Raw genomic sequence first — 26,869 nt, forward strand, 5'->3', positions numbered from 1 at the left:
TCCAAAGGTATACATCCATTTTAACTTCCCAACATATAAGTCTAGATTATGCAAAATACAAGATGACCTGCTCTCGTATTCTCTTTTTGAGGAACAGGAACTGACCGCATCTATCCATGGCCAGACACTCTCGCCCACCTAAAAAAAGGGGCTTTTACGCTTATTTTTTGCAATATTTTTCGTATAAAACTACAAAAAAGCTATCTCGTAAGATAGCTTTCTAACCTTCTGCATGCCGTACCATCGTATAAATATCATTACTTACAGCGCCAAACGATTTAATGTTATTTTGAATATTTGATAGCAACACAACATACGTATTTCCATCTTTACTAAAACTATTTAAACAATTCCATCCTGGCATAACGCCATGATTTGAGTAACTACCAGGGTCTACATACCAACCAAAACCATAATCCTTTTTAACTGCTGTAAACATTTGATGATAACTTTCACTTGAAATCAGCTTCCCTGTAAATAAAGCTTGATCAAATAAATATAAATCATATGCAGTCATATATACATCACCACATCCAAATAATTGCGACATACTTGGTAAAGCTGGTGTTGTCATTTTATTATCTACAATTTTATAACCAGTAGATGGATATTCTCCTTGTTGAAACTTATCACCAAATCCGGAATGTTTCATACCAGCTACTTCAAAGATATTCTTTTGAATATAGTCTTCAAGAGATTGTCCGCTCACTTTCTCGGCAATATACGCAAGCACGGAATAATTAGAATCGGAGTATTTCCATTTTGATCCGGGCGGGAACGCCAGTTTTTGATGTCCTATTCTTTTGATTAATTCCTCATGGCTGATGTTCTCTGAACCCTCGCTGTACTCCGGAATCCCCGATGTATGCGTAAGAAGATGTACTAACTTAATTTCTTTGCCCCTTGGAAAATCAGGAATATATTTTGCAACAGTATCTTCTGTATTTAATTTATTTTGTTCTTTCAATTGCATAATAGAAGTTGCGATAAAAGCTTTTGTAATGGAACCGATGTAGTAGGATGTCTCTGAATTATTAGCAACATTTTTTTCTTGATTGGCAAGTCCATATCCTTTGTTCAAAAGAACCTTTCCATTTTTTACAACAACTGCTGTGCCACTAAAGTTTTTACTCTTCACATACTTATCTAATTCGGCATTATTATTGATTTCTTGTGGCGGTTGCTGGGCCACCAATTCTTCTTTTGGTTTCTCTATAACTTCTTTCTTTACTTCTTTCTTTACTTCTTTCATCGCTTGCAAAGTTTCTTTTTCTTTATTGTTGGAAATAATTTTCGCATATCCCCAATATATAAGGGTAAACAACAGACTGAGAATAATCGTTCGTTTTATATATACAATCGGTTTGCGAGATTTCATAACAATAAAAACCTGCCTTTTCACATAGTTGCTCATTTTACATTTTACTTTATCACGCAACAAGTATTTTACCAACGTTATGCACAAAAAAATAAAAAAGCGCATCAAAAATGCAAGATAGCCGTTACATTTGTAACGAAAAAACCCCTCATTTTTATCAATGAGGGATTTTTTCATATTCCTTATACATGCTTCTTCATATCATCAGCAACAGACTCAACGTTTGTCCCAACAATAACTTGTACACTTGTATCACTTAATTTCATAACACCTTTTGCACCAGCACGTTTTAATGCTTGTTCATTTACTAAGTTTGCATCTTTTACTTGTAAACGAAGACGAGTGGCACAATTGTCGATAACAGTTAAATTTTCTTTTCCGCCTAACGCTGCGACATAAGTTTCTCCGATGGAACCAGCTTCACCTACTGCAGTTGTTTCTTCATCTAACAACTCATCATCATCTTCACGACCAGGCGTTTTTAAGTTTAATTTCTTAATTAAGAAATAGAATACGAAGAAGTAAATTGCTGCGTAAACTATGCCTACACCTGCTAATAATACTGGCTTTGTTGCAATACCGAAATTAATACCGTAGTCAATTGCACCTGCACTAAATGAGAAACCATCGTGAATGCCAAGTTTTGTTGTTATAAATAAAGAAAGGCCTGTTAATACAGCATGAATACCATATAATACTGGTGATAAGAACATAAATGAGAATTCAATTGGTTCTGTAATACCAGTTAAAAATGAAGTTAATGCAAGACCAATTAACATACCCGAAACTGCTTTACGCTTTTCTGGTTTTGCTGCTGCGATCATCGCAAAACATGCTGCTGGTAAACCAAACATCATGATTGGGAAGAAACCTGTCATAAACATACCTGCACTTGGATCCCCTGCAAAGAAACGAGCAATTTCGCCATTTACAACAGCACCTGCTGAGTTTGTAAACTCACCAAACACAAACCAGAAATACGTGTTCATTACATGGTGTAAACCAATTGGAATTAATAAACGGTTTAATAAACCGAAAAGTCCTGCACCAATTGCTCCTAAGTTAACGATACCATGTGCTACCGCATCGATACCGCTTTGAATTGTTGGCCAAATTTCTCCAAATACTAAACCTAACAGCAGCATCGCTATCGATGTAATAATTGGAACGAAACGTTTACCAGCAAAGAATCCTAACCATTCTGGTAATTTAATTTTATAGAATTTGTTATATAGTAATCCCGCAACGATACCAGCAATAATACCGCCTAAAATGGCCATATTAATTTTTGGTGCTAACGTCGCCGCCTTGGAAATCTTTCCTAACGTATCTGCTACTTTAGATGGATCTACAGAACTCATTAAATCTTGAACACTTTTCAATTTATCGTTTAACTCGGCCGCTGAATACCCTTTACTTAAAGCATCAGTTGTATTTTTCAAAACAAGATAACCAATCGCACCTGCAAGACCTGCAGCACCGCTGCCATCAACGGACAAACCAACAGCAACACCAATTGCAAAAATAAGTGCTAAGTTATCAAAAATTGCTGCACCGGCTTGTGCCATAACAGGAATATTAAATACGTCAGGCTGCCCTAAGCGAAGTAATAGACCTGCTGCTGGTAATACTGCAATTGGGAGCATTAAAGCTTTACCAATGCGTTGTAAAAACTGCAACATCTAAATTCCCCCTGTCTAAAATTATGAAATCGTTTCCATTTGTAAATAAGTTTTAGAAAACGCTTTCTATTACAAAAACATAATAACATATAGTTGTATAGATGTGTAGTTATTATACTTGATTTTTTTATGGATTTGTTTTCCTTTATGTAATTCTATATATCCATTTTAATTTTTTGACATATAAGTCGCTGCTATACAGAATACAACATAACCGCTACTTGCTTTCGCCCTTTGTTTGAAACCTTGCACGTGGCAGAAAAAGGCCCTGACCGCTTCTATGCGCGGCCAGATGCTCTTGCCCCCCTAAAAAAAGGGGGTTTTTATGTCGTTTTTATGTCGTTTTTTTAACTTACATGAATAGAAGTTGCATTTTATCATTCCTCAATTTCATGTTATTATTTATTTCCACGCTTGTCGGGCAAGTTAAATTTAATGACTAATACAACTAGGGGTGTTTATTATGCAGTGTATCGAGACCAACAACTTACAACAATTATTAGATCAAGTTCAGCCCTATACGAAACAAGGTAAGCTTGCAACGTATATTCCTGAGTTAGGAAACGCAAATCCTGCTGATTTAGGGATTGCACTTTATCATAAAGACGGCCATTACGTTCATGCCGGAAAATCCCAGACACTCTTTACACTTCAAAGTATTTCAAAAGTAATTACACTTGCACTCGCACTTTTAGATTGCGGTGAAGAGTATGTATTTTCTAAAGTTGGCATGGAACCAACTGGTGATCCCTTTAATTCTATTATTAAACTAGAGACAACAAGCCCATCTAAACCATTAAACCCAATGATTAATGCCGGGGCATTAGCGATTACAAGTATGATTGTAGGAAATTCTAATGAGGAGAAAATGGAACGTATCCTTCACTTTGTTCGCGATATTACAGATAATCCTTCCATTAACTACTCTTCTAAAGTTGCCATCTCTGAATTAGAAACGGCTTATTTAAATCGTTCTCTTTGTTACTATATGAAGCAAAACAACATCATTGATGGGGATATCGAAGAGTTAATGGACCTATACACACGTCAATGTGCAATCGAAGTAAGTTGCATCGACTTAGCTCGTATTGGACTCATCTTTGCAATGGATGGTTATGATCCATATAATAATACGCAAATTATCCCAAAACATATTACAAAAATTTGTAAAACATTTATGGTGACATGTGGTATGTACAACGAATCTGGGGAATTCGCAATTCGCGTTGGGATCCCAGCGAAAAGTGGTGTAGCTGGTGGTATCTTAGGCTGTGTAAAAGGTGAAATGGGTATTGGTATTTTCGGCCCTGCACTAGATGAGAACGGAAATAGCCTTGCTGGATTTAAAATATTAGAATTACTTTCTGAACAAGAAGGTTGGAGTATTTTCTAAAAAGCGTCTGAAACGGCGCTTTTTTCAATATAATTGTGCATATTCACCATACACCTCCGAATAGTATAGTACAGCCTAGTGTTTTATAACATTTAGGGAATACATGTCGCTCTAAATGGCTAACTAATCAGCTCTTACGGATGATAATACTTAAAATTATCGTCCGCGAGCAGCAGAGGAAAATGGAGGTGCTCATGAAACTCATCCTTCAAACAGCAGATCAGGCAGTTCTCGAGAAGACCATCCTTCTTTTTGTATTAAGTATCATTGAAAGTTTAAAATTAAAAGTTGTTTCCCTTGATGAAGCCTATCGATACATATTTAATCTAGATGTACTGGAATTGTTAATGGATCGAAGTATTGATGATAAAGTATTAGAAGTTGTCCATTTTGGTATTGAATTAGAAGACATTCAAAATTTAATACCAGAAGATTTAGAGCAATATATCGAAGAGTTAAAATGGCGTTGTATTCAAGTACTAAGTGACTATGAAATGTATGAAGAAACGGCACAATTAATTGAAGATATTCGGTAAAGTGAAGTTTCCATCAGTGGGAATATCTTCCCAAAAGCCTCCCTTCTTCTCACTCTTCATAATCTGGAGTTGTAGTCTTACTGCCCACAAATAGCAGAATACATGAAACTCTAGAGAAAAGAATGCTATCTTTCTCCTATTAAATGAAGAAAAAAGCACCTCTTCAGGTGCTTTCTAATGTTTTTTCAAACTATTTTTATACGTTTCGATATTCACTGGTAATTCTTCCTCTTCTAACGTATGTTCATTTACATCTTTATGAATATACGCACCTTTTGGAGGTTGATGATCATGTCCTTTTTTCTTATGATCAAAGGATTTACCGCGTCCCATACTAACACCTTCCTTTAAGTAAATTCTATGTTAGTATAAATAAAAGATCGTCGACATATGCAATTGTTTGTTGTATTTCCGAGGAAATGGTAGAAAATTGTTTTACTCCTCGTTTAACAAGCAGTAAAGCCACTTTACCATATATCCATCCGAATTTTTTCATATGACTTGCTGCTATGCAACATACAACAGGATCTCCACTTGCTTTCTCTCTTTGTTTTGAACCTCGCATGTGGCAGAAAAAGTCCCTGACCGTTTCTCTGCACGGCCAGATGCTCTCGCCCCTCCTAAAAAAGGGGTTTTTATGTCGTTTTTAACCTATATAGCTTTCATAAAAGCTGATTAACTGCAATGATAATCAGCAAAGCTCCTGCAATGACAGTTGCCCATTTCCCTAGATACAACGCTAAGTATTTTTTACCGATGTAAGAACAAAACCTCACACATAAGAAGCTAAAGAAACCTGAAATAATAGCGGTCATCCACAAATTCAAATTTGTCACACCTGCATCAAAGCCACCTGCAATGTTATTAATGGATAATGCAACGCCAAGTACAATTGCTTCTGAAAAGCCAATTGTTTTAGACTCATCAAAATCGGCGGCTTCTGGATTACGTAAAATACGCATCAACACATTACCTTGCTTTCTCTCATCTACCTCTTTACTAAGCAGCGGCTGGCATAATACCAATACGCCAATACTCCCCAATACGATAGCACCAATCACATTAGCTGTAACATCTGAAATAAACAAAGAAATCCAATTCCCGAAAAAACCTGCCAAAAGTGTAAAGAGAAAACCGAAGAAAGCTATGATAAAGTTGTTGAACCATGAGATATGGATCTTCCGAATTCCATAAGCAATGCCTACACCCGCATTATCTAAATTTGAAGCTATCCCGATCATAAGAATGGAAAGCAAACTTGTTACATACATTAATACGCACTCCTTTATTGCTTTTTTTATTGCATCGTATGCAAATATTGAGCAATTGTGCCTGTCTGTTTCATATACTTTTAATAAAATATCAACATTTCAGAAACAAAAAGGAGCGCCTAAACCTATGTCTACTCAAAATATAAATCATCAACTCGGTACCGTATTAAAAGAATTGTTACAAGAACGTTCATTATCAATGCGACAATTTGGAACGCTCACCGATATTGACCCTTCCACCATTTCACGAATTATTAATGGAAAGCAACAAGCGAAAAAAAAGCATCTTCAAAAATTTGCAGAATGTCTCCAAATTCCTATCCAGTTGTTATATGATGCAACGTATGCCAAACAGCCTCACCAAACTACTGAACCCCAGACTGAAATGTATACATCAATTGATGCCATTCAAAACACATTACAATCCTCTAACTTATTTGATTACAAGTACACAACAACTCGTGTAAAACAAGAGCTTGAAAATTACGAACGCTATGCGAAAACAACAGAAGGCACACGCCTTATTCATGAAGGATTCTCAACAAAGTTGCAACAACTTGATAGCACAGGTCCTTTCATTGATCAATTAACAGATATGTATCATCAATTTTGCAAAGACACGATTACATCGCAAGAACGAGCAATTATCGGAAGTGCCTTGCTCTATTTCGTTTTATCAACAGATATTATTCCAGATTACGTATTTCCCATTGGATACTTAGATGATGCAATTGCAGTAGAATTAGCAAAGGAAAAATTAATTGAAATGAAAAACAAATTGGAGAAAGAAGAATAACTCATTCCACATAAAAACAAAGAAAACCGGGGCATGTTGCCCCGATTTTCTTTGTTTTTATTATAAGCTGTGAACTTCTTTTGCATTCGTTTCTTCAACCTGTTTCATTTTTTTATTCTTAGAAAAATGATAAAACAGTAAGCACACAAGCAGAAACGGAATACCACAATACAATGCCATGCGCTGATCTGGAATAAAAGCCATGCCCACAATTACGGCCATATTTAATCCGAAACAAAGAAGTGGCACAACCGGATACAACGGCGTTTTAAATTTCAGATCCTTAATATCCCCACCTTGCTTTATGTACGTTCTTCTACTAAGAAAATTTGATAAACCAATCGATGCCCAGACTAGTATTCCACCGAATCCTGCAATAGAAAGAAGCCATAAATAAACTGTATCCTCTGCATATATACCAGATAATAAAGAAAGACAACCAAAAATCATACTTGTAATTAATGCATAAATAGGAACACCCTTTTTAGATAACTTTCCAAAAATCGGACTAATCATCCCTTGATTCGACATAGACCAAAGCATACGAGAAGTTGCATATAAGCCCGAATTTGCTACTGATAACACCGCTGTAATAATAACGAAGTTCATAATATCCGCGGCATACGGAATCCCAATTTTATCAAATACAACTACGAATGGACTTTCTACCAATCCCGCTTTTTCCCATGGAAATAACCCAGCGAGTATGAACATAGAAAGTATAAAGAAAACAAATATACGCCACGCTGTATTTTTAATTGCTTTCGGAATGGCTTTCTCCGGATTTTCACTCTCACCGGCCGCAATCCCGACAATTTCGGTCCCCTGAAAGGAGAAATTAACGGCAATCATCGTAATTAGAACCGCTTTCAGTCCATTCGGGAACAGTCCCCCATGATCAGTAAAGTTTGAAAGCATCGGTGCTGCTTCATTTCCTTTCATATGTAAAAATCCGAACATCGCTGCCCCGCCTAAAATAATAAATGCAATAATCGTAATGACTTTAATGCCCGAAACCCAAAACTCAACCTCTGCAAAACTCCGTGATGATAATGCATTAATCGAAAAAAGAAGAACCGCAAACACGACGCACCATATCCAAGACGGTACATGAGGAAACCAGCGCTTCATTAAAATGCTTACTGCGATTAGCTCAATTCCTATCGTAGCAGCCCAGTTTAACCATGACATCCAACCCACTACATAACCTACCGCAGGCGAAATATTCTTTGCAGCATACATTTGATAAGATCCTGCATTCGGCATAGCAACGGCTAACTCCCCAAGACAAAGCATCGTTAAATACATAACAAGGCTCCCAACAAGATACGCAACAAGTGCACCGCCTGGTCCGGCTTCATGAATTGTATAGCCAGATCCTAAGAAAAGCCCTGTACCAATAACCCCTCCAAGTGCAATCATAAATATGTGTCGACTTTTTAACTCCCGCTTTAACTCCTGGTTTTGCTTCTCCATATGAATCCCCCTAACCAAAGATGTAAACGCTTTAAAAATAATATAAAGTAAAACTTTAATCAGTGGGGGTTTTCTTCATCCCCCACTGATTATCAGCCCTCACCAATCGGGCTTTTACGGACAGTTTATCTCCCGCCTAACTTCTTCAGAAAAGCGGAAGCGGCTCGCTCAGAATCGCAGGACGCCCACGCACAAGGCAGAGAGGCACTTTTTGCCTCGTCCGAGGGGGCGAAACGACCGGAGATTCTAGCCGCTAAAGCTGGACAACAAAGAAATGTGGAAGTGGCTCGTCCAGAATGTGAGGGGGATGGAGCTTCTGACGTAGAGGTGTTTTTTACCTCGCAGGAAGAAGCCAAGCCACCGAACATTCTAGCCACTGGAACTGGACAATGCTTTTGCTGAATTTTGAGGCGAGAGTATTACTGCCCACGAATAGCGGGATAAAAAGAATAAAGTGCATTCTCATTATTACTATAGACTTGTAACAAGAGGGAGATTTTTCAAAAGAAAATCTCCCAATCTACGGAAATACCGATAACACGATAGATAGTTGCTACGAAAATTTTTTTATCATTTACCATAATTGTTTAAAAGATTAACAGAAAACAGTACATGATCCAGAGGGATTTTATAAATCCATTTCATTTGGCAACACGTAAGTCGCTGCTATGCACAATACAACATAACCGCTACTTGCTGTTTCAAACCTCGCATGTGGCAGGAAAAGGCCCTGACCGCTTCTATACATGGCCTCTCCCTTAAAAAGAAAGGAGGTTTTTATGTTGCTTTTTTAATTTATATATTAATCACTTCCTGTGATCAATAAATCATCCCTAACTGCTATTAATAATGTTTCATTCGTGATAGCTTGTCCTTCCTCTACTTCTAGCAATTCTACATAGCCGCTAATTCCCACTTTAACTTCTACTTTCTGTTTATCCATTGTTTCAATTAAAGCTAATTTCTCCCACTCATAAACATAGGAGCTTTCATCAATAAATAATTTTGCAACTCTGCCATAACAAGGACTGTACACGTTTTCTATTACTGTTTTCATCTTTTAAACCCCTCTTTCTTATTAAGTGCGCATGTAAATCTTTTGACCCACCTCCAAGTTTATAGGATTCAACTACTATTCATGCAAGATATATACCAATCTTATTTCTTACATGGAATTTAGAGTTAGTACTGAAAAAATCTGAATTCCACGCAAAATTTTTCTTTTCTTTTACAAATTTTTAACCGCAAAAACGAAAATTTTTTTTGCATACTCGCAAAAATTTTATTAAAATTAAGAAAAATCAGTCTTCATAGGGTATAACAAGGAGAAGATAAAACATGTATACAGAAGAAATCAATTTCAAAAAATTAGTTGAAATGAATATGCTATATGAAACTTTACTGAATGAAATTGATATTGGAATTCACATGATTAATGAAGAATGTAAAACGATTGTCTATAATCGTAAAATGATGGAAATTGAATCGATGGATCGTAAAGATGTGCTATATAAAAATCTTTTAGAAGTATTTGCATTTGAAGAAAACCAGAATAGTACTCTTATAGAGACGCTAACATTTGGAAAAGCGAAGAAAAATATAAAACAAACTTATTTTAATAATAAAGGGCAAGAAATTACAACTATTCATGATACCTTTCCTATAGTGAAAAATGGAAAAATCAAGGGGGCTATTGAAATAGTAAAGGAGATTCCTCCATTAAAACAAACTAGTAAAGGGAACGCCATTCGAGGGCATAATACTAAATTTACCTTCAATCATATAATAGGTAATTCTAACGCCATTCAATCAGTTATTGCGGAAGCAAAAAGAGTAACACGTACCTCTTCCTCTGTACTGATCGTGGGTGAAACAGGAACTGGAAAAGAATTATTTGCACAAAGTATTCATAATGAAAGTCAACGTACTGGAAAGCCTTTTATCTCACAAAATTGTGCTGCCATTCCTGAAACTTTAATGGAAAGCTTATTATTCGGTACGAATAAAGGGGCTTTTACAGGAGCAATTGATAAACCAGGTTTATTTGAGGAAGCACATGGGGGAACTTTATTATTAGATGAAATTAACTCATTAAGCCCAGCACTGCAAGCTAAATTGTTGCGTGCAATACAAGATAAAACAATACGAAGAATCGGAGGAACACAAGAAAAAGAAGTAGACGTTCGAATCATAGTCACAATTAACGAAGATCCTATTGAAGCTATCACGCACAATCGCTTACGAAAAGATCTATATTACAGATTAAGCGTCGTTACTTTATTTCTCCCATCTTTACGGCAGCGTAAAGATGACATTTTACCGCTTCTTCATCGTTTTATTGAAAAATATAATATGCAGTTTGGCTTACAAGTACAAGGTGTGGATGACAACGTAATCAACTTTTTCTATCAACACGATTGGCCCGGGAATATTCGCGAGTTGGAGCACATCATTGAAGGCTCTATGAACTTAATTGAAGATGAGGAAATCATTACAACATCCCATATCCCAACACGTTTTTATGAGTTAACAAAAAATGAATGCAATATTCACCCTCCTCTATCTAGATGGGAAACAAATAAATCAGATCACACCTTAAAGAACACAATAAAAGAAATGGAAAAAGAATATATCATTCAAATTCTTAGTGAACATAATGGTAACATCTCACAAGCCGCAAAGTCCTTAGGATTAAGTAGGCAAAACTTGCAATATCGGTTGAAAAAATATGGGCTGAATACGTAATCTTAGAGGTTTCTATAAGCGCAGGCAAAAAAAAATAAAGGCCGTTCCTAAAGAACGGTCTTTATTTCCCCCTAAAAATCAACTTTCTCCAAATACAACCCACTTGCCTCCGCAAGACAATTGATTTGATTTCGTTGTTTTCCCTCTAAAATTTGCGGTATTGTTTCAGCGTCTAACTGGCCTAACCCAACTTCTATTAACGCTCCAACAATCTTTCTCACCATATTGTGAAGAAATCCGTTTCCGCTTACTCTAATTTGAACGAAGCCATCCTTTTCCGTTACATCTAACGAGTAGATTTCACGAACCATGGATTTTTTCTTCGACTTCGCATTAGAGAAAGCAGTAAAATCATGCGAACCGATAAAATATTGAGCTGCTTTTTTCATACTTTCGATATTTAACTTTTTCCCAACATGCATACTGTATTTACGCATGAATGGATTCGTATGTTCTTCATTCCAAATCTTATATAAATACGTTTTTGCTTTCGAATTGTAGCGGGCATGGAAACGCTCCGAAACTAATTCCACATCAGTAATACTAATATCATTTGGTAAGTATTGATTTAAATACTTTTTAACTTTATGTTCCGTCAAACTCTCATCAACCTTAAAATTAGCTACTTGATTAAGAGCATGTACACCCGCATCTGTTCTGCTGCAGCCAATGATTTCAATTTCTTTTCCCAGCATTTCAGATAGTACACTTTCTATTTTTCCTTGAATGGTATTTTCGCTGTTACCGAGCCGCTGCCAACCTTTATAGCGGCCGCCGTCATATTGAATTGTTAGTTTGTAGTTGTTCATTGTTTTCTCCTTGGTTTAGCTCTTAATATTTTTTAAAGACACATCTTAATGTTAATGATTTAAAGCTATTATCGTGTATATTTAAAACTTCTTCTGTATTTGTCAGCTATGAAACGTGATCTCCATGAATCAAAAAGCCCTCTGATCTGACATATCAAACAGCTTGCTTCCCATATCTGTTATCAAATCTTTTAACTCAAGATTGCTTATCCATTCCTTTGGTAGAGCAGCTATACCATAAGTTGCACCGAGTATGTTGCCACAAATTGCTCCTGTAGAATCACTATCACCATCATGATTGACTGACATAATGAGAGCCTCTTTAACAGCAGATGTCTTTAACGCGCAATACAAAGCAATAGCTAATGCTTCTTCTGCAATCCAACCTTCACCTAATTTTTGAATAGCTCTTTGGGGGTTTTCATTATCTTTTGCAAGCTCTATAGCCTTTTCTATTGCATTTAAAGTTTCCTCACAGCCTTTATGCATTTTAAGCACATCAATTGCAGTCATTGTACTTTCAATAACGCTTTTTCCATTTATAAGTTCCGCAATAATAACGGCAAGTGCTCCTGCTGCAAGATATCCTGTAGGATGCCCATGAGTGATTGCCGCAACTTCAGCTCCGGTTCGAAATGCATATTCAGGTTCTCTATGAAGAAACAAACCTACTGGTGCAATACGCATTACTCCTCCACAGCCTTTACTATTATTGATTGGCTGTTCCACTGTTCCCATTTCCCCACTTCCAAGAGCCATTAAGCAGCTATGTCCTGGTGCCCTTTTGGAGAACAATTCCTTATAATCTAAAATACTATTTCTTTCTTCATGTGGCTGTCGTCCCAGCCAAAACTTATCATTATCAGTCAGAGCCCTTCCAGTCTGTGTATAGTACCAACGAAGATAGGATTGATAAATGCCGCTCCCTGCATAAGATCCAATGCCTCTCTCGCTACAACGCTGGTATGCCCATACCATTCCATCTGCTGTAAATAAGGTCATCTGTGTATCATCGGATATAAGAGCTTTACCAGTTACTTTATCTAACTTTAATTCTGTTATTCCTCGCTCTCCAAATTTGGATTTAATTTTATCTAGTGTCATAAACTCCACAGTATAGCCAAGAGCATCCCCGATAGCACCACCGAGCAAGGAAGCTATAAAGAAATCCTTTATATTTCTCATAGTAACCTCTTTTCCCCTTTTGTCTTTCCGCATCCTAATTTTTTCCGTTAATAAAACAAAGTTTATAAACATTCTATAATGTTTTTCCTTACCTTCTTTCCATAGTAACACAAGGAAGCCTCTCTAGTGTCTACCTCTACCAATGTATTATATCCTAGCACACAAAGACGATGCCTTTTACATATTAGTATGTACTAAAAATATAGCCATTAAGGTCAAGCAAACTCAACTTGATGAAAAATTGACAGAGTATGAAAACGAGAATTACGCGTCACGGAGTTAAATAATATCATTTCATTCATATACAGAAGTAATAAACACAGGCTACTTTTCTAAATATCCCTAGCTTGAGGTTTGTGGATAACCTGGATAGTAATGCATAGGCTCTATCCCCGCAATTAACTTCAGGATCGTACTCTTTCCACTGCCATTTGCACCAACAATCCCAACCTTCTCTCCTGCATAAACCTCAAAACTTATATTTTTAAGAACAAGTGTAGCATCCATATATTCCTTAATACCATTTAATGTTAATTCAAACATACAATTACCTTCTTTCATCCATAATACAAGTTACGCATTTTACGGACAGGACAAAGAAGACTTTCATTACTATTTTGTTTTTGTAATGATTTATTACTTGTAAGGGGCTTTTAAGGGGTTTACAAGCGGCTTAAAAGAAGCTTGCAAGGGGCTATTCAGTGTGAATCAAAAAAGTTTAACTATCATTTTTATGTGTCATTCTATTTAAAAAAGCCAAATTTGACCAATATAACACAATAAAATCTAGTCAAAAGTAATGAAAATTTAAGAATAATAAGGTACACTAATCAATGGTTTTAGTTTAAAATCGGTTGACGTTGATATATACGGAGGAATAGTTTATGAACAACAATACAACAAATGAATCAGTTGAAGAAGTCGATAAAAAACGAGGAAACTCAAAAAAACGTTCTACAAATTGGAAGCTTATCACAGCGGGCGGCGTTGGTATCATTGCACTTCTTATTGGGGGAATGAGTTATTATCAGACAACCCACTTCAATTCACAGGTTACGATTAATGACACAAAAGTTGGCGGTATGACTGCTGATAAGGCAATCCAAAAATTAAAAGTATCTGGATTAGAAAACAAGGTCTATATCGGCCAACAACAAATTTTAGATGAAAAAAATACACAAACGGAACTTACGGAAAAAGATTTGCCTAAAGTTAAGAAACTATTAAAAAGCCAGTGGACATTTTTCCCTTCTTCAAAGGAAAAAAATTACTCACTGCTACCTGAAAAGGCGGATCAGTATCGAAGTGAAACGATGAAAAAACTTGTAGAAGAAAAGCTTGTCTCTATGAATAAAGACTTAAAAGCACCTCAAGATGCTATGGCGAAACTCGAACAAAGTAAAGTTGTTATTTCAAAAAGCGTTGATGGAAAACAGTATGACGTTGCTAGTCTATTAAAGGATTACGACAAGCAGAAGTATAAAAGTGAAATCCATTTGAAGCCTGTATACATACAGCCTATTAAAGAAAACGATTCGATTGTTAAAAAAGAAGAACAAGCACTACAGAATCTTCTTCAACAAACCATTGATTATAAGGTACAAAATAAAGCGTACTCTTTAAAAGCTAAAGATTTAATTAAAAACGCCTCTATGTCAAAAGATATGAAGGTTACAATCGATGCAAGTGACATTAAGAACAAGATTGCTGAAATTAATAATTCTCAATCAACATTAACTAAAAACTTCGCATTTAAAACCCATTCTGGTTCGGTCATATCAGTAAGAGGACAAGGCTATGGCTGGGCAATAGATATTGAAAAAGAAACAAAACGAGTCCAAGAAGCCTTCGAAAAAGGGGAAAAATCGCTTTCTGCTTCTAATATTTACGGAAATGGCTGGAATAATGAAGGCATTGGTTATGAAACAACAGCGAATAATGGCATTGGAGACACGTATGCAGAAGTATCCATTGCTGAACAGCAAATTTGGATTTACAAAGATGGGCAATTGGCAGTCACAACGAATGTAGTAACTGGTAAACATAGCACGAGTGAAGATACATTACCAGGTGTGTGGTATGTCCTTTATAAACGATCACCGTACACATTAAAAGGCAGTGCAGTAGGTAAACCTGATTATTCCGTTAAGGTAGATTATTGGGCTCCGTTCACAAACGGCGGACAAGGGTTCCACGATGCCGGTTGGCGGACAAACTGGGCAAATGATGCCTATTTAACTGGAGGTTCAGGCGGATGTGTCAATCTCCCTCCTAGTGTTGCGAAAACTGTGTATGATAATCTCAGCACTCATGAACCGGTTATCGTGTACTAGAAAATAGCAATCTCGCGTGAAGCGATGTATGTATCAAGAACTTAAATTTAAAACAAAGAAGCAGACAATCTTAAGTGATTGTCTGCTTCTTTATTTTTTATTATTTCATATGCGGGGTGGAGAAACAGTTATATACACATTCCTTATTTATTCTAACTAGAGTAAGAAAAAGTTATGGGCAATTAAGCTTTCTGCCACTGCATCAGAACATAAAAATATGTTACAAGGAAACACCCTTCACTGCATGAAAGGAGAATGGAATTTATATTAGAAATTCATTAAATAAAGTTTATTTACTCAAAAAGAAAATAGTTTACTGTTACTTGTGGCGTGGTTCTCCGTGATTAATCTAAGTGAGGTTCATTAAATTAAGGTTTTTATCGGAGTAAACGTCTGTTCTTCTATTTTGGTATACCGCTATTTATGAATTACAGTTAGTTATTCCTCAACATCTCAGCAAGTTCATATAGTGGATTATGCTGCTGAATGCGATAGTGACGTCCTTCCTTTTGCAAATACCCTTTTTCGCAAAATTGTGCAAGCACATGCAATAAATGTCGATAGGAGACGCCTAAAAAATCACAAACAGTTACGTGTTTCTCCTTATAGACCTCTTCATCCGAGGTTTGCAAAATAAAATCTGCAAGCCGGTTTTCAAGCGGGAAGGCAAGACTATACGAATACTTTGCAGCCATTTGTGTTGCTTTTACACTTAAAAACTTGGTTAGTTCACGTAGAAATTTTGCATCTTCTAACATTTGTGCATGGCAGTGATGAAAAGGAAGCGCAAAGCAAATGATCTTAGTGGAGGTTTGAATCCCTTTTGTATAGTACACCTCATTTAATAATTCCATTTCCCCAATATAATCATTCGCATTGATAAAATTAATTAAGGAAACTTTCCCATTTTGATGCGTTACATAAATTTTTGCTTTTCCTTCAATAACATAAAATAAAAAATCTGGTCGCATGCCTTCTTGAATAATCCATTCATCGCGTTTATATTCATGCACTTCTATAAACTCTTCAATCGGAAAAGAAAATAAATGCGCAATGGAGTACTCATTCAAATATCTTTGCCTTTTCTCATTTTTATAAATTTCCATAATCCACCTCAAAAATGTGAGATATCTCATATTTTTGTACGTATCTCCATGTTATCATGCAAACAATGAGGGGGATACAGAATGAACACACAACGCTGGATGAGTAGACAATTTTTTAGTTTTTATATGACATGGGGCATTTTTCTACCCTATTGGACAGGATGGATGATTCATACAAAAGGGCTTACACTTCCACAAGCTAGTTTGATTATGAGCTTAGGTTTGGTTGCAAGAGGCCTTTCTACATTAATTGCGTTTCCTTATTTATCGAGGAAAGTTAGTAGTAAAACCTTATTAAATGGGATGGCAATCGGCACACTAATTGCTATTCTGTGTTGTATTCCAGCGAGTTCCTTTGTTAGCTTACTTGTGGTAACGTTACTTTTGAACTTTATTTACCCAGCTTTGATGCCTGCTTTAGATAGCGCAGCTGGCGTACTTGCGCAAAGTAATCAATTAAGACATTATGGGAAGAGCCGCTCGTGGGGATCCATTGGGTTTGTCGTGGCAGGTATGATCTTAACCATCTTTACAGGGGCGTTTGGGGATGAAGTGATTTTATGGGCGCTGTTACTCGGCACATTGGTATTCGTGTGTCTTGGTTTTATGCGTGCACCCGTTGTTTTATCTGAAAAACCGCAAACGGATCAAACAAAAAAAGGCGGTATGCTGAAATTATTTCGCATCAAACACTTTGGTTTGGTGCTCGTCATTGTGATTTTACTGCAAGCGGCACACGCTTCTTATTACAGCTATGGCTATATTTTTTTACAATATATTCATGCACCCAAATATTTAATTGGAGTGATTATTAACATTGCCGTGATCGCAGAAATCATTTTCTTCTCCATCGCAGATCAGAGCTTTCATAAATTTTCAGTAGGCTCCTTACTGACACTAGCGGCACTTGGTTCATCCGTACGTTGGATATTAGTATTTGCCTTTCCAAATGTTATTGTTTTCTGTATCGCGCAAACATTGCATGCATGCTCATTTGCAATGGGGCATTATGCCTTTATGAAATATTTAATCAAAAATATTCCACATGCGCAGATTCCAAAAGCACAAGGCATGTATTCAGCATTGGCACTTAGCTGGAGTACTGCGGTGTTCACGATGTTCGGCGGTTATTTATACGAAATCGAGCCAAGATACGCCTTTATCGGGATGATTGTTTGTACCATACCGTCGATGCTGCTTGCACTTGTTTATCGGAATTTGGAACATAAAAAGAAAGCAGCAGTTTTTATTTAGTTTGTTTATTTAAAACTATACGAAGCTAAACCGATCTTATATGCCGCACAAATCTTCGGATATTCAAACAGCGACATATTTTCGTATTACCTAATGCTTAAGATCATCATAGAGCATTAGGTAATACCGAGTTATTATAAAGCAGGCTTGTCCATTTTGGACAAGCCTATTAACTTACCATCAATTTTATCCCGCTATTTGTGGGCAGTAAGACCCCCACTGATGGAAGTTTCACTTTATTTAATGCATCCTTTCCTACATAAATCCTAGATCTCTTTTTTATCACTAAAAAACGCATACCAACACGCAACCTCATTTAGACAAGAAAAAAAGTGAAGCCATATTGTGCTCCACTTCACTCTTTATCTTTTTGAATTTTAAGGCTAACTTATTTTCTTTTGTTTCTGCTTTTCTATATCATGTATTTTTTCATATTTGCTATACATTAACCATGCAACAACTGAGAAAATAACGGGTCCAGCCACACTCCAAATGGTTGTTTGCATATCCCCTTCTAAAGCTGGCTGTACGATACTAAAGAAATTTGCAAGTCCAACTGTTAGAATAACAACCCATGCCCAAAGATTTGCGCTCAATTGCGTTTTATATACGATAAACGGCTTATTGATTTCCACTTTTTTCTTAAAATACGGGAATGCAAGTGCGATAAATACATACGGTATTGTCATAGCCACGTTAGTCATCGAAACGAGTATGTTAAAGAATGCGGCCATTGTGCTTCCACCGAAAGCGATTAGTGCGATCATTACACAAACAATAGCAGCTTGAATCCACATAGCATTAACAGGCAGCCCATTCTTTGTTTCACCGATTTTTCCGGGCCACAATCTCTTAGGTGTTCCTTCAATCATCTGCTTTAACGGTGAAAACATCAAGGTAAAGAACGCACCGGACAGTGCTAGGAACATTGAAAGTCCAATGTATCTTGCAACCCCAAATCCCAAATCCGTAGCTGTAGCATGGCTTGCTCCAAAAGCGGTACCTAGTGAGTAGCCTAAATTGGCCATAACTATATAACTTGCATTTCCTAGGTTAACATTCGCAATACCCATTACAGATGCCCAGTTTGTGAATATTCCAATTAATAGTATTCCTAATGAATACCCTACAGAGATTATGGCTGCAGATAAAAGAATTCCTTTCGGAAATGTTTTTTCTGGATTTTCTGTTACATCCACTAAACCGCCTACTGCTTCAAGTCCACCATAAGCGAAGAGGGCATATACTACAAATGCTAACGAAGCAATAATATCTCCTGCATATTTAGGATTTGGTGTTTGAGTAAATGAATGTAACCCTGTAATCGGCTGCGCCAAATGTCCATGATTACCTATAAGTACTACTATTGCACCAACCCAAAGAAATACATTCAATAACAAGACTGCAGTACCACCTAAAGAGGTTACTTTTTTAATTTTATCCAGACCCTTAGTTGATGTATAGGTTACTATAAGAATCCATACAATTCCTAAAACCCCCAGAACCTGAGGTCCTCGAAGATTAAATAAAGTCCAGCTTTGTGTTGTATCTTGTCCAAAGATAGCATTTGACACCGGAATCCACATACCGGATGCAACATTGACCATCCAAGTTATATAAGAAAAATACCACATGAACGTCCCTATAAATGCAAATTTTGGACCGATGGATTTTTCCATCCATGAGTAGATACCACCCTTTTCCTCTTTAAAGGCGGAACCAAATTCAGCTACCATTAATGCAAAAGGAACAAAGAAGGTTATGGCTGAAAATATGTACCAAGGAATAGCGGCATAACCCATCTTATAAAATGATCTTGGAATGTTGTTGAATCCATAAACAGAAGTAAAAATCATTAACACTAGGGATACTAAAGTCAACTTTTTGGTTATGTTTGTGTTTGACACACATTTCCCCCCTAATTATAGTTATCATATAACTTCAACACGGAATGTTTACTTCGTATAATCATACTTAATCCTACATTTAAAAATGGAGAAGCATTTCCAGCCAACGTAAGTAAACGATAAAATCGCTTTCTTTCCTTGATTTTTTATTATATCCAAGTTGCACTATAGCTACTATAATCCACTGCTCCAATCATATGAACACATTCTAATACTATTAACCCTCCCCCCGAATTCCTTTACATAGGCTTAGCATTTTTTAATTCAACAATGATTTTAGTTTTCCTGTTCTTCTCTTCTTGACGTTGAAACTAGTCAATAAAAAAACTCATTTAGATGTGTTATGGTAAGGTTCACCATAACATATCTAAATGAAGTTACTTATTTGAGTATAAATATGAACCATAATAGTGCGATATAAAAAACACTGATTATCCAGTGTACTTTATATGTAGTTATGGGATTTAATATTTTTTTTACTTAATAATACCCGTCCCTGTTATTTCTGTTTCGATTTTAGTGTTAATATTAATAGTGGGAAACGTATCTGCCCAATCAATCTCCTTCCATGTCTCAGGATGATACGCCATCACTTTCCTGCCTATTCCAAAGTAATCACAATGTGCTTGTTGTAGTTCCTTTATGACAAATTTAGCTCTTTGTGTTAATTGCTTGGAGATCTCTTTATTCAATTTCTTTATTACAGTTTGCTTGGAAAGCCTCTCTAGCGGATATTCCATTGCCGTGATATTAATTTTTAAGGTAATTTCAGCTGAGATTTTATGAAGTTTATCTACTTTCACTTTTAAAGTATGATCCTTTAAAAAAGCGATGGAGGATTTCCAAAAAAAGGATTGGCCCATTTAATCTAGTTGATTACAAAAAATGCCTGTCACTGCCTGGAATACCGAAGGTTCGATCAATTACCAGGAGTACAGGCATTTTATTTAACTATTTAATATGCATAGGAATTAATCTTTGTCCAAATACCTACACTCTTAATTTCTTTATACTCAGGTTTCCACATAGCATCTTCAATAGCATTCTCAACATCTTGAATATCTACTCTTGCAATTCCTTCGTGTATTGCAGCATGGGCTACTTCAATGGCTACGTATTTTGAGACTTCATGAAGCTTTTCAATGGATGGCAGCAGGGATGCTCCAGGTTTACTGGTATCAGACATTCTTGCAACCGCATAAGCAGCAGCAGCAAACATTCCTTTTGAGATCACTTCAGCTTTTGCAACAATCGCTCCCAAGCCTAGGCCCGGGAATACAAATGCGTTATTTGACTGCCCAATTTCATAGGAAACACCTTTGTATTCTACATTGGCAAACGGGCTGCCGGTTGCAATTAGAGCCTTGCCATCGGTCCACTTAATCAGGTTTTCCGGCACCGCTTCAGTCAGTGCCGTCGGGTTGGACATAGGCAAGATGATGGGACGCTCAACGTGCTTGGCCATTTCTTTAACAATTTCCTCAGTGAACGCGCTGGCTTGTCCGGAAGTACCAATCAGGATGGTTGGCTTCACCCTTCGAACTACTTCCATTAATGAAATGATCCCTTCCTTATTCTTATCCCAGTCCTTAACTTCATCCACCTGTCTTGTATAAGGCTTCTGGAAGTTCAGAACATCTGGTGTTTCATCTGTTAGTAGACCCCGATAGTCAACAGCCCAGAAACGATCATGGGCTTCTTCTCTAGTCAACCCTTCTAGAACCATGGCATCTGCCATTTGGTCTGCGTTACCAATGCCGGCAGCCCCTGGTCCAAAGACAACAATGCGCTGGTCCTTCAGGGATTCTCCTGTTACTTTCAAAGCAGACATAATAGCAGCAAGAGTAACAGCACCTGTTCCCTGGATGTCATCGTTGAAGGTAAGAATTTTGTCACTGTATTTGTCCAAGATTTTTCGCGCATTGACGTTGCCAAGGTCCTCCCAGTGAATGAGAACCTCTGGAAAGAACTTTCTTGCAGTCTGAATGAATAAATCAATGAATTGATCATAACGCTCACCGCGGACACGTGCGAATTTGTTGCCGATATACATAGTGTCTGCACTCAAAGCCTGATTGTTCGTGCCAACATCCAACACGACTGGCAGAACACGGCTCGGATCAATCCCAGCTGCAGCCGTGTACACGGCAAGTTTACCAATCGCAATATTAATACCGCCTATCCCTTGGTCCCCAATACCAAGAATGCTTTCAGAGTCGGTAACGACGATTAAATCAATACCATTTTTAGGCTTTTCTAGATTATAAAATGCCTTTTCAATGCCCTCAGGATCATCAATGGAAAGATATAAGCCACCTGGGCGACGGTAGCTATGGGAGTATGACTGGATTGCATCACCGACAGTAGGAGTGTAGATGATAGGGAGCATTTCTGCCAGGTGTTCTTTCAAAAGACGGTAAAACAAGACAACATTGCGGTTATATAAATCATAAAGCAACCCGTTTTTGAACAGATTCGTCGTCTGCATCGAATATTGTTCATAGATCCTATTAACTTGTTCATCAAGGGTGAGTACTTGTGGAGGTAACAGACCCTCAAGTCCAAGGTCTTCCCTTTCCTCTTTCGTAAAAGCTGTTCCTTTATTCAAAAAAGGATTGGAGAGAACTTCTTTTCCTTTTATTGTAGTAATAATAACATTCTCAGATACATTCATGGTGTTTCCTTCCTTCTATCTTAAAATAGCTATTCCGACAATACCGCAACCATGTTAATAAATTTTTCCTTATCCCACTAATTTTTTTAACTTAATGACCCTTTTTTGTAACTAAACAAAGTAGACAGTGAAATCGCTTACTGCTTTTTCTGTATTTCATTTTCAAATTGGCTTAAAAGCTTCAGCAGCATGATGGCCAGGATAACAGTAGATTTTTACTTTATCCCGCATTAACGGGCAGTAATACTCCCACCTCAAGATTCGGCGAAAGCAAAGAAGTTAGGTGGGAGATAAACTGCCCGTAAAAGCCCGATTGGTGAGGGCTGATAATCAGTGGGGGATGAAAAAAAACCCCACTGATTAAAGTTTCACTTTATTGTCATGCTGCCCCTGCAATTGATTTTTTAGCTTTTTTCTTTTCGGACATTTTAAATGCATAACTAACAATAATCGGACAGACTATTGCAGATATTACACATGCTGCTGCAACTTGTGCAGTAGCTCCTGGTGCTATTGAAGCTAAGGTTGGATCTGCTGCTGCAACAACAGCTGGTGTAGCTACAGCATTTCCGGCAGTTGACCCTGTTGCTAAACCAACGATAGGATTTTCTTTAAATAACTTCAAAAGTACGTAAGCTCCAATTCCAGTGAATGCAGCTACTAATCCTAGTAATATGCCAGGACCTCCCGCTTTTATAATAGTTGAAAGATTCATTCCTGCACCTAATGGGAATGAGAAGAATGGAATTAATAATAATTTACTGCTTCCAAGGAACTTTCTCATATCAGAATCAATATTTCCTAAAATCATTCCTATTACTATTGGAATTAATACTCCTACAAGTGTTTGAAGAGGAATTGAGGCAAGGCCGGATGCACCCAATGCAACTAATGTGAAAAATGGACCATCTTTTAAAGAAAATAAAGCATATGCGCCTACATCAGTTTCGTCACCATACGATGAAGCAAGAGATGCATATAATCCACCATTAGCATTTAATAACGCTGCAAGGATGGCTAATGGTGATAATCCTAGTACTCCGGCAGGCCCAAAAATCATTGCTACAGTTAAGCCTATACCAGCACCTATTATAAATTTTCCTGTTAATAATATTGCACCTTTTTTTATTGCCTTTGGTGCTAATTTGAAATTAATTTGTGAACCAATTAAAAACATAAAACATGCCAAAATGGTAGATGATGCTTCTTTACTGAATAATGCCGTTGTAAAACTTCCAATTTTTAAAAATTGCGGAAAAAATGTATTCGTTAATACTCCTAAAAAAAGTGGAACAACCATCAGACCACCTGGAATTTTATCAAGCGTTTTCTTAATTGGAATTTGCATTTTTAACCCTCCTAAAGTAGTTTTTATAATCTCGAAAGGAATCCGTTATTTTACCAATTATTCCGATAATTGAAGAAAGCGGTTCCGATTTTCTTGCATCTTGTACTATGTTTTAATCTCCCTTTGTTTTGTTACATGTCTATCATATTCAGAAAGAAAGCGTTTTCATAGTTTATGAAAGTTTAATAATCCTTTTTGTAAATAAAAAAAGTAAGCAGTTTCAAAAACTGCTTACAAAAAGTTTTTTATTAGGTGTTCCTTGTATTGGTTATATTCATGCTGATATACAGGCCGTCCGATTGTTCCATAGATGACTTTGACTTCAAGTATTCCTAAGTCCTTTAGGAAGTTAAGGTACTTTCTTGCTGAAACCTTTGAAATACCTACAACATTAGCTACTTCATCAGTGGAAAAAGGCCCCCGCTTCAACTCTTGAACCGCATCCCATATCTGCTTTAAGGTATCCTTGGTTAATCCCTTTGGGAGTTCCTCTGCGATTACTGCTTCTTCTCTGTGCAAAAGTAAGTGATCGAGCTCCTGCTGACTTACCGAATCCTGTTTATCAATTAACCGAGCTTGCTCAAGGTAGGCAGCAAGTGCAGCGTTAAACCGATCAAACTCGAAAGGCTTAATTAAATAGTCGAAAACACCATACCTTAATGCCCTCTTAATTCGTTCAAGATCTGAGGCTGCTGAAATAATGATGACATCACTTTCAAGATCATTTTCCCGAAGGTACGATAACAGCTCCAGGCCCTGTTTTCCCGGCATAAAAATATCCAGAAGAATGAGCTGAATATCATTCTTCCCTAAAAGTTGGATGGCTTCAGCAACTGAATTGACTATTGCAACTAAACGGAACCCGGCAATTTTAGAAAGGTACTGCATATTGATTTTCGCTACCATCGGGTCATCTTCAACAATCATTACATTAATCATTTCCATACATCCTCCGCTTTATAAGGTATATATACAGCAAAATTCGTTCCCTTTCCAGGCTTGGACGAAATAATCAGGTCCCCCTCCAGTCTTTCAATTGCCTGCGCCAACAGGTATAATCCGAACCCACGGTGATTTCCTTTCGTTGAAAAGCCTTTATTCAATATTTTGTTTTGGAGTGAATTCGTCATTCCCACTCCTGTGTCTTTAACCTCTATTGTTAAAATATCCTCTGCATAATCCAGTATAAGGTCGACTTTTTTGTTTGGACTGTCTGCAATTGCCTCCATTGCGTTATCGACGAGATTTCCAATTATCGTTATTAAATCATGTGTAATTTCCGAGTTGGCAGGCTTGGGAAGTATATTTGCGCTATCAAATGAAAGTAAGGCCCCTGATTCTCTTGCAAAGCTTAGCTTGCCAATCAGAAACCCGGCAAGAACCGGATCTTGGACTTTTTTCGTTACAAAGCCCACTTCCGTTTCACGGTGGTTAACGACTTCGCTCACATAGTTAGCAAGTGTATCGTATTGCTCAGTACGAACCAGGCCAAGAATGACATGAAGTTTATTCATGAATTCATGAGTCTGAGCACGAAGAGCTTCCGCATAATTGCGTACACCTGTAAGCTGTTCAGCCAAAACTTGAACCTCGGTTTTATCACGGAATGTTGCGATTGCTCCCACCGACTGATTTTGCACAATCACTGGTACCCTGTTTACTAGAATGGTAACCCCATGCAGGTTCTGTTCTTGGTCGATCTCTGTCTCACCCGATTTGATAATGCGACTTAACCGGGTCTCTGGCAAATAATCTTCAATGTTCTTCCCTATAGGATTCTCTCCAAGTCCGGCTTTTTTAAAAAGCTTACTGGCTGCCCTGTTTACAAGTGTGATATTCCCTTCTTGGTCGATGGCTATGATTCCCTCACGCACAGACTGAAGCATGGAACTACGTTCTTCAAGCAGCTTAGCAATAGCGATCGGCTCGAGTCCTAAAAGGATTTTTTTGATGTATCTTGCTAGGCACACTGCACCGATTACACCTATTAGGGTTCCGATTAACGTCCCTATAACGATCCCCAGTCGTCCTTTCTCTACCGCCTTTGTAACGTTCTCTAAAGTAATTCCTACAGCAACCGCACCCACTTGTTTTCCCTGTGAATTTTTTATTGGAGTAAATGCCCGCATGGATCGACCGAGAGTCCCCTTTGAAATGGACACATACTCCTTTCCTTTAAGAACTGGCCCTTCATCTTCTCCCATGAAGGGCTTTCCAACCAATTCGGGGTCCGGATGGGATTGACGGATTCCTTTCATGTCCATCACAACAACGAAGTTGACATTGATCTTTTCTCTAATTTGATTACTAAAAACTTGGACATTTTTCTTGTTTGCTTTCCCTTCAAGGGCTTCAATCACTTGCGGATTAAGGGCTACCATCTTTGCAGCATTGAGGGCCTTTTCTTTCTCTGTTTCTCCCACACTGGAAGTAATTCTTTTGCTTATTATTAAATCAGTTATTCCAAGTGATAATACGACGACAATGCAAACAAATATAATAATAATGGCTTGTAAACTAAGTTTGCCCTTCTTCATAATCTCCTCCAGGTATTATCAAAATTATAGTATGTATAAGACTTATCCCAAAAATGACAAAAGGCCGCTAAGCTCATAAAAAAGTTGTAAGCAGCCTTTATCATTAATCATCGAATTAGCAAAATGGCACCTGCCATAATTAAGGTGAGAACCATTGCATTTTTTAAAATTGACAGTTGAACATCCTCCGCTCCCAATAAACCCCAGTAATAACATAGTAGGTGTGAAATTCAAAGATGTCGCCCCCAAACACACTTTCACTTCATAAAAAGAAATTTACCCAATTATATTGTAGTACTTGAAAATGGCAGGACACTTTTTGTAATTAAAAAAAGTGTTTGGGCAGGGAAATAAAACAGAATAAAGCATATCCTTATTGGTCGACTTAATCTCCATAAAAAGTCCCTCCAATAAATTTCTTAATGGAGGGATTCATCTA

23 protein-coding genes are annotated in these 26,869 nt (G+C 37.2%); 6 read left to right on the forward strand and 17 right to left on the reverse strand.

Annotated elements, in window-relative coordinates:
* Nucleotides 1-220: 220 nt before the first annotated feature.
* Both MR076_RS11495 and nagE read right to left on the reverse strand, forming a co-directional pair.
* Nucleotides 221-1,414: a serine hydrolase domain-containing protein gene (locus MR076_RS11495; RefSeq protein ID WP_242220812.1), complete on the reverse strand. Its 1,194-nt coding sequence runs from the start codon at nt 1,412-1,414 to the stop codon at nt 221-223.
* Nucleotides 1,415-1,560: 146 nt separating this feature from the next.
* A complete protein-coding gene (nagE, locus tag MR076_RS11500) occupies nt 1,561-3,060 on the reverse strand; it encodes an N-acetylglucosamine-specific PTS transporter subunit IIBC (protein ID WP_242220657.1) in 1,500 nt (499 codons plus the stop codon).
* Between the two features lie 463 nt (nt 3,061-3,523).
* Between nagE and glsA the strand changes: the two genes are divergently transcribed.
* Both glsA and MR076_RS11510 read left to right on the forward strand, forming a co-directional pair.
* Nucleotides 3,524-4,453: a glutaminase A gene (gene glsA, locus MR076_RS11505; protein WP_242220658.1), complete on the forward strand. Its 930-nt coding sequence runs from the start codon at nt 3,524-3,526 to the stop codon at nt 4,451-4,453.
* 194 nt (nt 4,454-4,647) lie between these two features.
* Entirely contained in the window at nt 4,648-4,989 is a 342-nt protein-coding gene (locus MR076_RS11510; RefSeq protein ID WP_242220659.1) for a DUF3969 family protein, read from the forward strand.
* A 174-nt stretch (nt 4,990-5,163) separates the two neighbouring features.
* Here the strand turns inward: MR076_RS11510 and MR076_RS11515 are convergent, their stop codons facing one another.
* The 3 genes from MR076_RS11515 to ytaF all read right to left on the reverse strand — a co-directional run bounded on the left by MR076_RS11515 (nt 5,164) and on the right by ytaF (nt 6,290).
* A complete protein-coding gene (locus MR076_RS11515) occupies nt 5,164-5,322 on the reverse strand; it encodes a hypothetical protein (RefSeq protein WP_020061179.1) in 159 nt (52 codons plus the stop codon).
* A 25-nt stretch (nt 5,323-5,347) separates the two neighbouring features.
* Entirely contained in the window at nt 5,348-5,554 is a 207-nt protein-coding gene (locus tag MR076_RS11520) for a hypothetical protein (protein ID WP_242220660.1), read from the reverse strand.
* A 97-nt stretch (nt 5,555-5,651) separates the two neighbouring features.
* Nucleotides 5,652-6,290 (reverse strand): sporulation membrane protein YtaF, encoded by a 639-nt coding sequence (gene ytaF / locus MR076_RS11525; RefSeq protein WP_396021697.1) that lies wholly within the window; start codon nt 6,288-6,290, stop codon nt 5,652-5,654.
* Between the two features lie 97 nt (nt 6,291-6,387).
* On the opposite strand from ytaF, the gene MR076_RS11530 reads away from it, so the two are divergent.
* On the forward strand, nt 6,388-7,056 hold the full coding sequence (locus MR076_RS11530; RefSeq protein WP_242220662.1) for a DUF1232 domain-containing protein: 669 nt from the start codon (nt 6,388-6,390) through the stop codon (nt 7,054-7,056).
* A gap of 60 nt (nt 7,057-7,116) precedes the next feature.
* Here MR076_RS11530 and MR076_RS11535 read toward each other — a convergent pair whose 3' ends face one another.
* Both MR076_RS11535 and MR076_RS11540 read right to left on the reverse strand, forming a co-directional pair.
* Nucleotides 7,117-8,532 (reverse strand): amino acid permease, encoded by a 1,416-nt coding sequence (locus MR076_RS11535; RefSeq protein WP_242220663.1) that lies wholly within the window; start codon nt 8,530-8,532, stop codon nt 7,117-7,119.
* 802 nt (nt 8,533-9,334) lie between these two features.
* A complete protein-coding gene (locus tag MR076_RS11540) occupies nt 9,335-9,589 on the reverse strand; it encodes a biotin/lipoyl-containing protein (protein WP_242220664.1) in 255 nt (84 codons plus the stop codon).
* 281 nt (nt 9,590-9,870) lie between these two features.
* On the opposite strand from MR076_RS11540, the gene MR076_RS11545 reads away from it, so the two are divergent.
* The gene (locus MR076_RS11545; protein WP_242220665.1) at nt 9,871-11,277 is read left to right on the forward strand and encodes a sigma-54 interaction domain-containing protein; all 1,407 of its coding nucleotides are present in this window, start codon (nt 9,871-9,873) and stop codon (nt 11,275-11,277) included.
* 71 nt (nt 11,278-11,348) lie between these two features.
* Here the strand turns inward: MR076_RS11545 and truA are convergent, their stop codons facing one another.
* The 3 genes from truA to MR076_RS26380 form a co-directional block, all read right to left on the reverse strand.
* Complete coding sequence (gene truA, locus MR076_RS11550) at nt 11,349-12,086, reverse strand: tRNA pseudouridine(38-40) synthase TruA (RefSeq protein WP_242220666.1); 738 nt, start codon at nt 12,084-12,086, stop codon at nt 11,349-11,351.
* Nucleotides 12,087-12,215: 129 nt separating this feature from the next.
* Complete coding sequence (locus MR076_RS11555; protein WP_242220667.1) at nt 12,216-13,382, reverse strand: ADP-ribosylglycohydrolase family protein; 1,167 nt, start codon at nt 13,380-13,382, stop codon at nt 12,216-12,218.
* Nucleotides 13,383-13,613: 231 nt separating this feature from the next.
* Entirely contained in the window at nt 13,614-13,814 is a 201-nt protein-coding gene (locus MR076_RS26380) for an ATP-binding cassette domain-containing protein (RefSeq protein ID WP_396021694.1), read from the reverse strand.
* Between the two features lie 341 nt (nt 13,815-14,155).
* On the opposite strand from MR076_RS26380, the gene MR076_RS11565 reads away from it, so the two are divergent.
* The gene (locus MR076_RS11565) at nt 14,156-15,604 is read left to right on the forward strand and encodes a L,D-transpeptidase family protein (protein WP_242220668.1); all 1,449 of its coding nucleotides are present in this window, start codon (nt 14,156-14,158) and stop codon (nt 15,602-15,604) included.
* 434 nt (nt 15,605-16,038) lie between these two features.
* On the opposite strand, the gene yeiL is transcribed toward MR076_RS11565, so the two are convergent.
* Complete coding sequence (gene yeiL / locus MR076_RS11570) at nt 16,039-16,710, reverse strand: transcriptional regulator YeiL (protein WP_242220669.1); 672 nt, start codon at nt 16,708-16,710, stop codon at nt 16,039-16,041.
* 81 nt (nt 16,711-16,791) lie between these two features.
* Between yeiL and MR076_RS11575 the strand changes: the two genes are divergently transcribed.
* Complete coding sequence (locus tag MR076_RS11575) at nt 16,792-17,964, forward strand: MFS transporter (RefSeq protein ID WP_242220670.1); 1,173 nt, start codon at nt 16,792-16,794, stop codon at nt 17,962-17,964.
* 383 nt (nt 17,965-18,347) lie between these two features.
* Here the strand turns inward: MR076_RS11575 and yjeM are convergent, their stop codons facing one another.
* The 6 genes from yjeM to dcuS all read right to left on the reverse strand — a co-directional run bounded on the left by yjeM (nt 18,348) and on the right by dcuS (nt 26,430).
* A complete protein-coding gene (yjeM, locus tag MR076_RS11580) occupies nt 18,348-19,871 on the reverse strand; it encodes a glutamate/gamma-aminobutyrate family transporter YjeM (protein ID WP_242220671.1) in 1,524 nt (507 codons plus the stop codon).
* 476 nt (nt 19,872-20,347) lie between these two features.
* Entirely contained in the window at nt 20,348-20,674 is a 327-nt protein-coding gene (locus MR076_RS11585; RefSeq protein ID WP_242220672.1) for a Ger(x)C family spore germination C-terminal domain-containing protein, read from the reverse strand.
* A gap of 152 nt (nt 20,675-20,826) precedes the next feature.
* The gene (locus MR076_RS11590; protein WP_242220673.1) at nt 20,827-22,545 is read right to left on the reverse strand and encodes an NAD-dependent malic enzyme; all 1,719 of its coding nucleotides are present in this window, start codon (nt 22,543-22,545) and stop codon (nt 20,827-20,829) included.
* A gap of 379 nt (nt 22,546-22,924) precedes the next feature.
* On the reverse strand, nt 22,925-23,893 hold the full coding sequence (locus MR076_RS11595; protein ID WP_242220674.1) for a 2-keto-3-deoxygluconate permease: 969 nt from the start codon (nt 23,891-23,893) through the stop codon (nt 22,925-22,927).
* Between the two features lie 231 nt (nt 23,894-24,124).
* Nucleotides 24,125-24,832 carry a response regulator gene (locus tag MR076_RS11600; protein WP_242220675.1) on the reverse strand — a complete coding sequence of 236 codons (708 nt, stop codon included), beginning with the start codon at nt 24,830-24,832 and terminating at the stop codon, nt 24,125-24,127.
* Nucleotides 24,829-26,430 (reverse strand): DcuS/MalK family sensor histidine kinase, encoded by a 1,602-nt coding sequence (gene dcuS / locus MR076_RS11605; RefSeq protein ID WP_242220676.1) that lies wholly within the window; start codon nt 26,428-26,430, stop codon nt 24,829-24,831. The genes MR076_RS11600 and dcuS overlap by 4 nt, the downstream gene beginning before the upstream one ends.
* Nucleotides 26,431-26,869 lie beyond the last annotated feature (439 nt).

It is taken from the genome of Bacillus cereus group sp. BfR-BA-01380, from assembly GCF_022663535.1.
Taxonomy (GTDB): domain Bacteria; phylum Bacillota; class Bacilli; order Bacillales; family Bacillaceae_G; genus Bacillus_A; species Bacillus_A cereus_BB.